Source organism: Paenibacillus sp. CB74 (assembly GCF_055687625.1).
Genome location: NZ_CM146009.1, coordinates 1,364,947 through 1,378,900, shown reverse-complemented (window position 1 = coordinate 1,378,900; position 13,954 = coordinate 1,364,947). Strand labels below are relative to the sequence as shown.

At 44.7% G+C, this 13,954-nt stretch carries 13 protein-coding genes; 6 read left to right on the top strand and 7 right to left on the bottom strand.

What is annotated here, in order from left to right; genetic code table 11:
• Positions 1–131: 131 nt before the first annotated feature.
• The 5 genes from ACX9NY_RS06340 to ACX9NY_RS06320 all read left to right on the top strand — a co-directional run bounded on the left by ACX9NY_RS06340 (position 132) and on the right by ACX9NY_RS06320 (position 5,212).
• Complete coding sequence (locus tag ACX9NY_RS06340) at positions 132–1,112, top strand: DMT family transporter (RefSeq protein WP_339307844.1); 981 nt, start codon at positions 132–134, stop codon at positions 1,110–1,112.
• Positions 1,113–1,443: 331 nt separating this feature from the next.
• Positions 1,444–2,940 (top strand): amidase, encoded by a 1,497-nt coding sequence (locus ACX9NY_RS06335; protein ID WP_472477620.1) that lies wholly within the window; start codon positions 1,444–1,446, stop codon positions 2,938–2,940.
• Between the two features lie 54 nt (positions 2,941–2,994).
• The gene (locus ACX9NY_RS06330) at positions 2,995–3,603 is read left to right on the top strand and encodes an urea carboxylase-associated family protein (protein WP_339255802.1); all 609 of its coding nucleotides are present in this window, start codon (positions 2,995–2,997) and stop codon (positions 3,601–3,603) included.
• A gap of 138 nt (positions 3,604–3,741) precedes the next feature.
• Entirely contained in the window at positions 3,742–4,368 is a 627-nt protein-coding gene (locus tag ACX9NY_RS06325; RefSeq protein ID WP_339255804.1) for a LysE family transporter, read from the top strand.
• 82 nt (positions 4,369–4,450) lie between these two features.
• Positions 4,451–5,212, top strand: a complete 762-nt coding sequence (locus ACX9NY_RS06320) for a YqcI/YcgG family protein (protein WP_339255806.1) — start codon at positions 4,451–4,453, stop codon at positions 5,210–5,212.
• Positions 5,213–5,214: 2 nt separating this feature from the next.
• Here the strand turns inward: ACX9NY_RS06320 and ACX9NY_RS06315 are convergent, their stop codons facing one another.
• The 5 genes from ACX9NY_RS06315 to ACX9NY_RS06295 all read right to left on the bottom strand — a co-directional run bounded on the left by ACX9NY_RS06315 (position 5,215) and on the right by ACX9NY_RS06295 (position 10,501).
• Positions 5,215–6,561: an amino acid permease gene (locus ACX9NY_RS06315; RefSeq protein WP_342570257.1), complete on the bottom strand. Its 1,347-nt coding sequence runs from the start codon at positions 6,559–6,561 to the stop codon at positions 5,215–5,217.
• 254 nt (positions 6,562–6,815) lie between these two features.
• Positions 6,816–7,583 carry an S-layer homology domain-containing protein gene (locus ACX9NY_RS06310; protein ID WP_472477617.1) on the bottom strand — a complete coding sequence of 256 codons (768 nt, stop codon included), beginning with the start codon at positions 7,581–7,583 and terminating at the stop codon, positions 6,816–6,818.
• 565 nt (positions 7,584–8,148) lie between these two features.
• A complete protein-coding gene (locus ACX9NY_RS06305; protein ID WP_472477615.1) occupies positions 8,149–9,039 on the bottom strand; it encodes an aldo/keto reductase in 891 nt (296 codons plus the stop codon).
• A gap of 129 nt (positions 9,040–9,168) precedes the next feature.
• Positions 9,169–9,942, bottom strand: a complete 774-nt coding sequence (locus tag ACX9NY_RS06300) for an SDR family NAD(P)-dependent oxidoreductase (protein WP_253437089.1) — start codon at positions 9,940–9,942, stop codon at positions 9,169–9,171.
• Positions 9,943–10,012: 70 nt separating this feature from the next.
• Positions 10,013–10,501 (bottom strand): GNAT family N-acetyltransferase, encoded by a 489-nt coding sequence (locus tag ACX9NY_RS06295; protein WP_017688107.1) that lies wholly within the window; start codon positions 10,499–10,501, stop codon positions 10,013–10,015.
• Between the two features lie 191 nt (positions 10,502–10,692).
• On the opposite strand from ACX9NY_RS06295, the gene xerS reads away from it, so the two are divergent.
• Positions 10,693–11,784, top strand: coding sequence for a tyrosine recombinase XerS (gene xerS, locus ACX9NY_RS06290; protein WP_472477613.1), 1,092 nt, complete (start codon positions 10,693–10,695; stop codon positions 11,782–11,784).
• A 186-nt stretch (positions 11,785–11,970) separates the two neighbouring features.
• Here xerS and mobB read toward each other — a convergent pair whose 3' ends face one another.
• Together mobB and ACX9NY_RS06280 are read right to left on the bottom strand one after the other, a co-directional pair.
• Entirely contained in the window at positions 11,971–12,504 is a 534-nt protein-coding gene (mobB, locus tag ACX9NY_RS06285; RefSeq protein WP_472477611.1) for a molybdopterin-guanine dinucleotide biosynthesis protein B, read from the bottom strand.
• A 7-nt stretch (positions 12,505–12,511) separates the two neighbouring features.
• Entirely contained in the window at positions 12,512–13,780 is a 1,269-nt protein-coding gene (locus tag ACX9NY_RS06280; protein WP_472479223.1) for a molybdopterin molybdotransferase MoeA, read from the bottom strand.
• Positions 13,781–13,954: the final 174 nt, after the last annotated feature.

Here is a 13,954-nt window from a genome sequence, read left to right as displayed (position 1 = left end):
GTTCACGGGAAGGCTTCTTTCCTGACGCATGTCCTTGGATGAGCCCCCGTTTATTTGGTATATACCGAAACGGGGGCTTTTGTCGATTTTGCCAACTGAAGATTCCGTGTTCTGACGAAGGAGTCCTGAATATGGAAAAGACATCAGCAGCATCACCTGTTTACCGCAAGGAACGAAGTAATACCGGATTCTGGCTTGTAGTTCTCGGCGCCGCTTTATGGGGTGTCGACCCACTCTTCCGCATTATTTTGCTAAATACGATGACATCCACGCAGATTGTACTGGTGGAACATATCATCGTCAGTCTGATCGCCATTCCTGTGCTGTGGAAATTTCGGGCTGATCTGAAAAACCTGCGTGCTCGCCACTGGATTGCTGTGATCTTTATCTCATGGGGAGGTTCAGCTCTCGCAACGGTGTTGTTCACCATGGCACTTACGCATAATGATCCGAACACGGTTCTTTTATTGCAAAAAATGCAACCACTCTTCGCTATCGTGCTGGCTAAGCTGTTATTGAAAGAGACGTTACCACGTCGCTTCGGTGGATTGTTCTTCATCGCATTAGCAGGAACGTATCTGCTCACATTCGGCTTCACATTGCCATTAGGTAACTGGGACAACTGGATTCATGCTGGAAGCTTGTTATCCCTTGGGGCTGCTGCCTTATGGGGAGGTTCAACCGTTATGGGACGATTGATGCTGGGACAGGCGCGTTACGAAACCGTCACCTCCCTTCGCTTTGTCGTTGCCCTCCCACTCCTGATTTTTATGACGTGGAACGAAGGTGCGGCATGGACGTTTCCATCCGGAACGGGTGAACAGACTGCTGTTATCCTCAATATTCTTGGTCAGGCATTGTTACCAGGTTTGCTAAGTCTTCTGCTGTATTACAAAGGTCTGTCGTCAACCAAAGCTTCTGTTGCAACACTCGCAGAGCTTAGCTTCCCGATGGCAGGTGTGTTGGTGAACTGGATCGCTTTCCGTACACTGATTACATGGGAGCAGTTGCTTGGTTTCATCTTGATCTGGGTTGCCCTCTTTGCCATTTCCAAACAGCAAGAAAGATCATCCACTGTGGCCGATGCCGCACCAAAGCTGCGAACAGAGTAAGGTAATATCCGCATCACATATAGATCAATAATTATCAAATTTTAAAAGAAAGCCATTGTACATCGGATTAGATGAGCAATGGCTTTTTCATTTCCATTCCATTGATATGACTAAATCATTTTTTCAATGAGTAAGACGAGCTACTAACCCCCTGTTTTATTTCGATATCGCAACTTATATCGAAACTCCTCCCCTCTTTTCCCTTCAACCACATATTGAATATGCAAATCATTGCACTACGTCTCTTCTATGTTTTGTCTTTTGTCCAATCCGGTGGTACGATGACATATGGAATAAACAGATGAATTATATTCAGAGAGGAACGATCATCATGTCTTCATTCTCATATACCTCCTACGACGCCGTAGGTTTGGCTGAACTGATCCGATCCCGGGAAGTATCCCCGGTTGAATTGCTGGAAGCGGCGTTTGCACGCCTTGAAGAAGTGAATCCGCAACTCAATGCGGTTATTCGTACATACGAAACTCGCGCACGGGAGGAAGCAAGCTTGGTTCGCCCTGGAGAACAACCTTTTAGCGGTGTGCCCCTGCTCCTGAAAGATATCTCGCAATCCTTGGAAGGTGAACTTCTGACTTCAGGCTCCCGTCTGTTCAGCGAGCATCGGGCATTACGCAATTCCAATTTTGTCACTCGACTCCGTGATGCGGGTTTTATCATCATAGGACATACGAACACGCCCGAGTTTGGCTTGAAAAATATTACAGAGCCCCGCCTCCATGGTCCAAGTCGCAATCCCTGGAATATCAACCACTCGCCAGGTGGATCAAGCGGTGGTGCCGCTGCCGCTGTAGCTTCGGGTATTGTTCCCCTGGCTGGAGCCAGTGACGGAGGCGGTTCGATTCGTATCCCAGCTTCCTTTAGCGGATTGTTTGGATTGAAGCCAACCCGCGGGCGCACTCCTGTAGGACCGGGAGTTGGTCGTCAATGGCAAGGCGCATCGATTGATTTTGCCCTCTCTCGCTCGGTTCGGGACAGTGCTGCATTGCTGGATACTTTACAAATCATACAGCCTGAAGCTGCGTTTCATGCGCCACTCTTTCCAGGCAGTTACTTGGCAGATATGAGCTATCCACATCAACGCAAACTGAAAATTGCATACACAACGGATTCGCCTGTAGGTACACCTGTCAGTCCAGAAGCCAAGGAGTCTGTATTCAAGCTCGTTCGCTGGTTGGAAGGCCAAGGTCATCATGTTGAAGAAAAGCTGAGTCCAGTCAACGGCGTCAGATTAATGGAGAACTATTACATGATGAACAGTGGAGAGATGGCCGCGATGATCTCTTCCATGGAACGCTCCATGGGCCGGGCTCTGACCTCCGATGATATGGAGATTGAATCCTGGGTTCTGGCTGAAGCTGGCAAAAAGGTGTCCGCAGCAGAATTTGTACATAGTTTAGCTGAATGGGATGTAGCCGCAGCTCAGATGTCTATCTTGTTTGAGCGTTATGACTTCTACGTCACACCTGTTAATGCTTTTTCTGCGCCTAAGATTGGAGAATTAACACCTCATGACGAACAGATCCGTAACTTGATGCGGATTAGTGAGTTGGACAAGACTCAGCAACAACAACTCATCTATGAAATGTTCGAGCCCAGTCTTACGTATACACCTTTCACCCAGCTTGCGAATCTGACCGGCCAGCCTGCGATAAGTGTACCTCTGCATCTCACACCTGAGGGTTTGCCCATGGGTGTTCAAGTGATGGCAACCAAGGGACGTGAAGATTGGTTATTACATCTGGCTGCACAGCTTGAACAGTCGGATCTCTGGATCGGGATGAAAGGTAATCCACTTTTTCCAGCATGAAAACTTCATCTGCTCCGCATACTGAAAACAAAAAGTAGCGGAGGAATGTGACGGATGAATACGAATCAGCGCCATAAACAGTCTTATCGTATCCCTGCCAAAACGGGATATGCTCTGAAAGTAAGCAAAGGTTCCTTACTACGCATAACGGATCTTGAGGGACAACAAGTTATTGATTTTGTGGCGTACGATGCTACAGATGCCAACCATCGCTTGGACCCCGGTGTGACCATGGACGTATTGCGTACTTACCGAATTAAACCGGGACAGTATGTGTATTCCAATCAATATCAACCAATACTTAAGATTGTTCGTGACACCGTTGGGGTACATGATTTCTTCAACTCCGCTTGTCGTCCAGAGATGTATGAGGTGTTATACGATAAAAAGGACCACGCCAGTTGTTACCACAATCTGAACACGGCACTGGAACCTTTTGGGATCTTACCACCGGATCAACACTATCCCTTTAATTTGTTTATGAAGTCCGTTGTAGACAGTGAAGGCAAGATTGATGTTGTAGCTCCCGATTCTCGTGCGGGGGATTATATCGAGATGGAGGCATTAATGGATCTCACGATTGGGCTCTCCGCTTGTCCTTGTGAAGAAAGCTCTTGCAACGGCTACAACTGCACCCCAATCCAATTGGATGTGGAACTTTAACAGAATAACTAGGCCTTGACGCAATACGATAAAAAGCAGCTTGTTCTAATTCACTCCTTGCGGGAATACGATGACTTGTACCCATGTTCTGTGACGACTGGTACAATTCATCGAACCCGTTAAGGAGTGAACGTGTTTATGTCTGTACTGTTCAGTTATATTATTCTGGGAATATCATTGTCCGCTCCAATCGGTCCGATTAACGCCGCCCAACTCGACCGTGGAGCCCGACATGGATTCATGCATGCATGGATTTTGGGGCTCGGTGCCATGTTTGCGGATCTGGTGTATATGCTGCTGATTTACTTTGGGGTTGCCCATTTTCTGGACACGCCGTTCATGCGCTCTTTTCTCTGGTCATTTGGCAGTTTTATTCTGATTTACACGGGAGTGGAAACGCTCTCGAAGCTGAAACAGGGGATTCAAGGTACATCTACTGCGGAGGCCACTGTTCAGAAATCTTTTATATCCGGCTTTTTGATGGCCCTGTCCAATCCACTTAATATTTTGTTTTGGCTCGGGATCTACGGCTCCATTCTTGCGACGACTGTGAAGCATACCGACACGGCCCATTTGCTGCTCTACAGTTCAGGCATATTCATTGGTATCCTGGTGTGGGATGTCATTATGGCTGGCATGGCCAGCCGATTCCACAAACATAGTAGTGAGAATGTATTGCGCTGGATCTCCATCATTTCGGGAATCTGCCTGATCGGATTTGGTTTATATTTCGGGTACGAAGCCGTGCGTTCCATTTTTTTCTGACAATAAAATCAGGCTGGACAGTCACCCAACTTCCCTCACATTAATACTGTAACGGTATCATGTGGAATGGAGTTGGGTATTCATGGCGGAGCTGTATAGTGCCGACGAAATAAATAATTTATATGAGCGTCTTCCATCTTGGCAGCAGGACGCTTATTCGCAATTTGCCAAGATGATCGCCGATGAAAATAACACGTATCCGTGTGTACCTGGACGAATGGGATTTCTGTCAGGACATTTGAGATACGGCTTTACGTGTGACCCTCGTTCAGAACAGGCTGCTGTAGATATGGCCGATCTGCTCAGACAGTATGGTCCTATTTCCAGAGATACCGGTCAATACGCTTCGATGGTTGTGATCTGTGATACGCCAAATGATCTGAAAGAGCATACAACGGTAGAGCAATATCAGACGTTATTCTGGCAAATGCTTAATCGGGTAAGTTCACACGATACCGAGCCGTGGCCTGAACATATTTCAACTGATCCTCATGATTCATCATGGGAGTTTTGCTTTGGCGGAGAGCCATATTTTTGTTTCTGTGCGACTCCAGCACATGAACTCCGAGCTAGTCGGCACTTTCCTTATCTCATGTTTGCCTTTCAACCACGATGGGTATTCGAATCCATTAACGACAACACGCCACTAGGCCGTAAAATGAAAACTTTGATTCGCAAACGTCTCGCTGCGTATGATGCTGTACCTGCTCACCCTTCACTGATGTGGTATGGTCAGCAGGATAATCTGGAATGGAAACAGTATTTCTTGCCTGATGATGAGCAGACACCTTCCAAATGTCCTTTCATGCGGATGAAGCAAGCTTTAGGTAAGTTCACGAAATAATCCTAAGGTCTGGATGGTGAAGATTGTGCCGATTTGGAGCCACGTACTTTGTGAACAATATATGTGATGATCCCAAGAAATACGACAAGTCCCACACTTGCCAGCAGACCCGTTCTGCTGGCTTTTTCCATCGCTGTTCCGGCCACAGCAGCCACAATGAATACCATGGCAATCCATACTTTGATGCGATTCCATTTCACAGGCTTCAATTTCTTAATGTATGTGATGCAGATAAGTAGCCATGTATACATCAAGACCAGACTACCTGCTGTCGTCACATATTCAAAAAGACTCTTGGGCATCCATAATGCCATCAACGTAGACAAAAGCAATCCGGCCGCTGTGCAACACAATGCCTGAAGTGGCATGTCCTTTTTCCCCCAGGTCTTCGTGAACAGCTTAGGTGCATCTCCATCTTCTGCGAGTTTCACCAACATGGACGTAATGGCATATAGCGAAGCCACCATTGTCGAGAATCCGGCAATAATCAGAATTCCGTTGAGAATGTGAACCACTACGGTTAACCCAATGGTTGACATGGCTTTGACCAGAGGACTTTCATCCGGGGTCAATTGAGCAGAAGGCACAATAAATAGGATCAATGCAATGGCAATCACATAGAGTGTACTCACCGATAATAGCATTACTCGGCCTGATTTCACTGCATCTTTTGGTTCTTTCAGGTTGGCTGCCATCAAGCCCATGACCTCGATCCCGGCAAAAGCAAAGAATGCATAGATGAAACCAGTCCATACCCCTTTACCTCCATGAGGGAACCATTCATTCTTTAATTGTTCGGGCGTCACTTTTACAGGTAACCACCCCAGACAAGCTGCTCCTGCTATAGCTATAAATGCAACCGTTGCAGCAATTTTAATTACAGCAAGGATATTCTCCGTTTTGGTTAATCCCTTCGCTCCCAGTGCTGCAATGAACAGACCTATAGCGGCATAGATCGCAACAAATGCCCACAGCGGAATCTTGGGAAACCAGAATTGAGAGAATAGCCCAAGTGCAGTCAATGAGCTGCCCATGATGAGCATTTCAGAAAACCAATACATCCATCCACTACCAAAACCAGCCCAACGTCCGAATGCTTCGCCCGCATAGGTTCGAAAAGCACCTTCCTTTGGGTCATCTGCGGTCATCTGTGCCAGCGCACCAAATACAAAGTAAGTCCCTGCCGCCGCCAGCACCAACAATATAAGCACGGATATGCCAGCCCAATGAATCGCGAGACTGGTTCCTAGAAAAAATCCCGTTCCCAGTGTGCAACCCGCGCCAAATAAAGACAGGCTTACCCAACTTAGTTTTTCTTCGTCGTTTTTACGGTGTTGCTGACTTTTCATGAAGCTCCTCCTTCAACCTGTTCCCCTTACGATTTACAGGTCATGGAGGTTTTATGTCCGTATTGCCAAAAGATTCATTATTAGTTTACATAATATTTAATATGTATTTAAAGATGTATTGACTTGTAATTATTTGTTGTCTACGTTAAATGAAAAACTTGTTATTTATCAACTCAAAAAAAGAAAAACCTTCCACGTGTAAATATTGTGAGAGGTTTTCCATTGGGTATATCTAATCAAACCCGCATCAATCCTTATTTTTGTGTTGCTTCGTACAAGCGATGTAAAATGGTTGCTGCTTCAGCACGTGTCACAAAATCTTTCGGACGAAGGTATCCGTTATTCGCAGTAATAATGTCCATATTAGTCATTGTGTAAAACGCTTCTGCCTTAAAATCTTGAGAATCACCATCATAATAGTATTCTCCTTCATCCTGATCAATGTAAATCACCGGATAGTTAACCGAGAAATTATCATAGTAACTTGCAGGACGTACTTTAATATCCTTATAGTTTGAAGCTGCAGAAACTACATCTTCAATTTCAGGGTGAAGGGTCTGATCAGTGAAATTAGTTCTAATAGAAGAGATCATCATAATGTCCCAGCGAGTTAAAGGTTTATCAGGTTTAATAGAAAATTTATAGTCTGGGTATTGCCCATCTAAACTTTCAAAAAAACTCCACACGTAATCCCCATTAATTATAGCTGCAAAATCTTTGTTTGCCCAATGTTTACGTGCATCTACAAACTCTGAAGATTTTCCATCTGAATAATTAATTTCTGGGAAAAGCTTATGAAACATATGTACAAACTCTGCTTTGGTTATCGTCTTTCCTGGCTTGAAACTTCCATCCTTATAACCGCTAATAACGCCTTTTTTGGCCATCAAATCAATAGATTCAGCAGCCCATTCATATTTTTTGCCCTGCAAATCAATAAATGTATTTGCTGCATATGAGGATTGGGCAAAAAACAATGGCACAACAATCAATGGCATTATTAGCCACTTCTTTTTTAACATTAATGTTCACTCCCCTGTCTTATCTAGATTAATCTACTCATATTTATATCGGCCTTTAAAGAGGTCGTTATTAGAGTAAGATAAGATTATTCCTGTCTTTCATCGCACCTTGTATATTCACTTAAAAATAATCATTGACTTCTAACGCTTGGAGCGGTTCTCCTTTTAAACATGTTGGAGCGTTAACGAAACTTTATGTGATATGGTAACTAAGGTGAAAAAACGATCTTTTTATTGTGAATTTTTCATATGTTGAAATATTATAATGAATTTGTTGTTTCATTCGTATCGAACGCAGACTTGATATTTTTCGTTTGATCTCAACAACTCCAGCTTTTTTGAAAAATTTAGTCGTTTATCAAACCAAAGGTTCCCATCCCGTTCTTGGACTGATCTCTTTTCTTTTATCCTTTTTCACCTGTTAGATTTATCTAAACATGATTGCCTGAAGTTTTCGCAGCCTCTGTTCCGAATCTATTGTGAATTTTTCATATGTTGAAAATATTTTATGTAGGGTATAAAAAAAGCCGCCAAAATGGCGACTCCCTAAAATATATGCATTTTATTAAGTCCGGCCAGTCCAATCTGCTCGGGCGATTTCTTTCCATCGTGCTCTTATCTCATCATATAATTCCTGTGGTAGTGGCCCTTTGGCCACAAGGTCAGCATTTTGCTGCCAGCGATTGGGCTTGGCTGTTCCTACAATCGCTGTATCTACGCCTTCCGTACTTAGTGTAAAACGCAGTGCAGTTTCTACCGCTGCCCGGGCATCTTCACCCAGAAAACCATATTTAAGCTCGCTTAAACGCTTCCAATATACATAAGGATATGCTTCTTCGGAGAGCGTTTCAAACGTCCAGGCCACATTAGCTATGGGCCTTTTGGCGATTACCCCCATATTTCTCTTTCTCGCCTCGGGCAATGTCAGTTCAATCGCTTCCTGATCTGCTATATTTAATGAAGTCTCCAGGCTATCAAATACTCCGGTCTGAATCGCATACAGCGCATCTGTTGTATCCCCACTATATCCAATAAATCGGGTCTTTCCTGCTTCCTTGGCACGTTGCAGTACTTCAATTACTGCTCCTTGTCGAAGAACTTCTTCAGAACAGCTATGCAAATGGATAACATCCACATAGTCCGTTTTCAACCGCTTCAGACTACGATCAATTGTCTGCGTCAGTACTTTAGCATCCCAATCCGGACCATCAATCCCGGCAGCATGTCCACATTTGGTGAACAAATAGTAGTCATCACGCCGATGTGACAGGACCTCACCGATTAATTCCTCGCTGTCACCATAACATTCAGCCGTATCAATCACATTTAATCCCGCATCCAAGGCACTATTCAGCAATTTTTCAACATCGCCTCTGGATGAATTCCGGATCTCCGACCCACCGAATCCTAGTGTGCTTACTTGCATACCTGTGTTTCCGTAATTACGCGTTTCCATGGTTATCTTCCTCCAAGTTCAATGAATTGGGTACCAGATAAATAGAAATATAGCTTAACATCCCTTATGTTATTACCCATGTGTTGGAGATGCCACCCACTTTTTTGGACTTTTACCAACTTAACTCATCTAAAATCCGTAGATGGACATGCCACCGTCAACCAATAACGTCTGACCTGTGATATATCCCGCTGCATCTGATGCTAGGAACACAACCGGTCCTACCACTTCCTCCAGTTCACCCACTCGCTGTAGCGGTGTGCGGCTCACAATTTCCTGCAAATACTGGGGATCATCCAGCAGTTTTTCGGTCAGCGGTGTTCGGAAATACCATGGTCCCACTGAATTGACACGGATGCCATATTTCCCCCATTCCAATGCGAGAACTTTGGTCATATGAATCAATGCAGCTTTGGTCGCACCATATACGACACCTGTTCGTAGAGCTGTGTGGCCGCCTACCGAAGAGATATTGATGATCTTCCCACCCTCGCGCTCCTTCATATGCTGACCCGCCAATTGCGAAGCAAAAAAAGCGGATTTTAAGTTTGTCTGCATGATGGTTTCCCACTGCTCGTCCGTAACTTCAAGTGCTGGTGTCCGTATGTTCATACCTGCGTTATTCACCAGAATGTCAAGACTCCCCATCTCCGAGATCGCCTCTTGAAACGTCTCTTCCATTTGTTCTCTTGAAGTCACGTCTGCAGTTAGAGCAAGCGCTTTACGCCCTGTCTGTTCATAAATGTAAGCGGCTGTCTCCTCAATTTCTTTCATTGTTCGGGATACAAGTACAACGTCACTGCCTGACTGGGCAAGTCCAATCGCAATTGCTTTTCCGATCCCTCTCCCTGCACCTGTCACCAGTGCTGTCTGTCCATCGAGATGGAATGTGGGTACGTTCATGTCACTCACTCCTTCATTAAATTCTTCATTTAAGCAGAATGCTTTATATGTAAGTAAATCCCAATTGGGATCAGGTTACAAAATACTGGCTTGGATTACCCAGTTCCGGATGGAATTTCTCTCGAAAACGGCCTCCCGTATAATCTCCTATAATTTTTCGCCAAAACGCCTGTGCAATGACATTGTTACGAACCTGAGTCACTTTCCACCTTCCTGGAAAACGTTTAAACAACTCATAGGCTGCCCGAGTGCCCACGCCACTGCGCCGATATTTTTGCATCACAAAAAACTCAGTCAAATAGTAGTCATTATCCTTGCTTCCAGGTTCCAATTTCTCCACCAGAGCAAACCCTGCAGGTGCCCCATCACTTGTAATCAAAAAAGGAAATTTGCGGTCTTCTTCTGTCCAGAATGCCTCTAGACCGGGATATTCAGGAAAAATGCCGTTACTGTCCACATCAATATTCAGATATTTGGTAAAATCATAGAGATAAAATTGCATTAAATGCCGAATCACCTGACTGCGTTCACGGGGAACCAGCTCTATTTTCATATTCATCCGGTTCACCTCCTCTGCTCTACGTATACTGATTACTTTAAAGGTTTACGCGCCGAAGGGCAAGGAAGCATCCCATACTTACGCTACTTTGGTGAACAAGCTGTGAGCATGTAAATTATGGTACACTAGAGAATAGAATACGATTAGATTGAATATTAATTTATATGTTTTTTCACATGGAGGTGTCGAACTTGACCAACGTGCAAAAAGAGATTGATCGACGCAAGCTGGATGATAAACTACCTTCCATGCCTTGGTTCGTTCAGCAATTCATGGACTACAAGCTACCTGACCTGTCCCCCTCTACCCTGCTCGAATATCTGAGAGATTATGAAGCTTTCTTCGGTTGGTTGCGAGCAGAAGGGCTGTCCGAGGCAAGCTCTAATAAAGATGTAACGTTGAATGAACTGGAAGTCCTGCGCATGGATTCGGTTACCGCCTATCGGTTATTTCTCACAACCAAACGGGAAGGAACCAATTCTAGAATCACCGTCTCTCGCAAACTCTCTTCCCTTCGCTCTCTTTTTCATTACCTGAGCCAGATTGCGGAGGATGAAGACTTCTACCCTTTGCTGAAGCGGAACATTATGGCCAAAATCGAGATCAAACGAACCCATAAACCCAAAGACACCGCTGCCAAACTCAAAGGTAAAATTCTGGAGGAAGAGGAACTGCTGGAATTTATCGGATATATCCTTGAAGGTTATGCTGTCGATATGGAGAAGAACAAGCAGGCATTATATTCCCATGAGCTCAACAAAGAACGGGATGCCTGCATCGCCAGCCTGATTCTCAATTCAGGTTTACGGGTATCGGAAGTTGTGAACCTGAACGTCGATGACCTCGATCTGAATAACAAACTCCTGTATGTATATCGTAAAGGTAATAATGATGAGACGTACAAAACACCCGTTTATTTCAGGGAACAGGCCAAGGACGAACTCGCGAACTATATGAACTTGCGGCAATCACGTTACCGTACGCCCAAGCGGGAGAAAGGTCTGTTCATTGCTTTGCGTAACGGAGATTCAGAAGGAAGCCGAATGACCAAAAGAGCGATTCAGGCCATGATCATGAAATATGCCAAACGTTTTGGCAAACCCTACTTGACCGTGCACAAATTGCGACACTCATTCGCAACCGACTATTATTTGCAAAATGATATCTACAAAACCAAGGAGCAGCTTGGACATGCTTCTACGGAAACAACCGAGATCTATGCTCACCTTACTGACAAAACGATGTCCGAAGCCATCGAACGTCGTACGGACGATGGGATGTAACATCTTAAACAACATAAAGCAGCAAAGCGCTTCAAGGATGAGGATCCGAGAAAGGCCTGCTGCTTTTTTGATGAATTCTTTTGCTAATATAGATGTATCTTGTTCCAAAGTGATCTTCTAAACAATTTTAGTTTACATAATAAATATTACGTTATAACATTTCTCCTGCCTTACCCACGTAACTACTCATTCGCTCTTGACCCTCTCTAACAACGATTGGGCTATCTCCTGCGTTTCATGAACGGAGTACCAAGTCATATCTCTGCTTACGATGCTCAGCTCCATAAACTTCTCTGAAGATAACCATGAGATTATACCCACTACCCCTTCAAGCTGATCAACCAAGGTCAGATGCTTGTCTTCTCGAACCATCACGAATTTGGGATAAGAAGTATCCTTGAATCCTTCGATCACAATCCAATCATACCCGGACAGATGACTTAACATATCCTCCAACCTGGTTGCTTTTCTTTCCATAATTGCAGTACGTTTCTCTGACATGACAACCACAGCCGCGGCCCCTGCCTCCCCAAATTGATATGAATCCGTTCCTTGTTGATCCATCTCAAAATGATCGTGTCCATCATGCTTAATCGCCGCTACCTTAAGTCCCATGGAAGAAAAGTGCCCGATCAATGCGGCTACCAGGGTTGTCTTGCCCGTATTTTTGTATCCGACAATCTGTATAATATGTGGTTGTGTATTACTCATTGTCGTCATCGATCAATTACCTCACATGACCTGTGGGCAGTTTGAGAATACGTACCTGCTCACCCGCAGGAATACCTTTTTTCTCAGGTGGAACAACAATCAGGCAATCACTGTCCTTAATGGTGATCATCACACTGGACTCATCTACACGGGAAGCAGCCGGTATCGCGTACACCATTCCGTTGCGGATCTCTGTACGTCCACGTACGAACCGTGTAAAATTGTTCACTTTCGTATATTCTTCTTCCAAAATTGCAGTCCATTCTTCCAAATAAGGATGAGCATCCGCCTGCATGGAACGAATGGTTGGGCGAACAAAGAGACCAAAACCCACAAAGCAAGCCCCCGGGTTACCCGAAAGTGCAAAAAGTAATTTATCTTTATATACAGCAGCTGTGGTTACACTTCCAGGTCGCATCGTCACTTTGTTAAACAACATCTCCACATGTTCTTCCAGCACAAGTTCGCCCATAATATCATAGTCCCCGACAGATACACCACCTGTGGTTACTACGATATCATTATCTTGAATGGCTTCTTCCAGTTTGGCTCTTGCCGTATTCACATCGTCCGCAATTGAACCATACATCACAGGCTCTCCACCGGCTTCAACGACCAGAGAGCGCAGCATGTAACTGTTACTGTTGCGAATCCGACCTGGTTGTAATGGCTCATCCACATCAAGCAACTCCGTACCTGTTGCGAATATAGCCACCTTTGGACGTTGGAAGACGGGAACTTCTGCTATGCCAAAAGTAGCTAACACGGACTGTTCTCCTGCTCTGATGATTGTTCCTGCTTCCAGCAGTTGCTGTCCCTCTTGGACTTCCAGACCGATTGGTGTGATGTTAGCACCCGACAATATGTGCCGTTTCAATGCAATCCACTGTTCCCCGTTCTCAATCTTGCTCTCCGTCATCTCCATCATAACTACCGCATCTGCACCTTCCGGAACCTGTGCACCCGTCATAATGCGAGCGGTCGTACCTGACACAATGGTCTGGTCCGAGGTGTAGCCGCAAGGAATTTCATCAATTACACGAAACCAAACTTGATGATCACTCGATGCTTCTATGGTATCTGTACTTATAATTGCGAATCCATCCATGCCTGATCTCCGGAAGAATGGATACGGATGAGGTGCCTGAATGCTCTCTGCAAGAGTACGTCCATGAGCAGACTCAAGGTGAACTTTCTCTATAGAGCCTGAATTTACGTGTGCTGCTACTTTGGCTTGAGCATCCGGGACCTGCACAGCTGTACGGTTGAACTTGGCAGTTGTCATATCATGTGAATGTGAGTTCAGTTTCAAAAGTATTCTTACCTCCTAGAGACATATCATCTTTTAAGAAAGTGTAGCCCGAATACTGTAAGATAACAAGCACATCACTTAATTGAATCCTGCGACAAAATCTTATTATCATATAGATGTAACATTCGTCGACCTTATATTTAACAT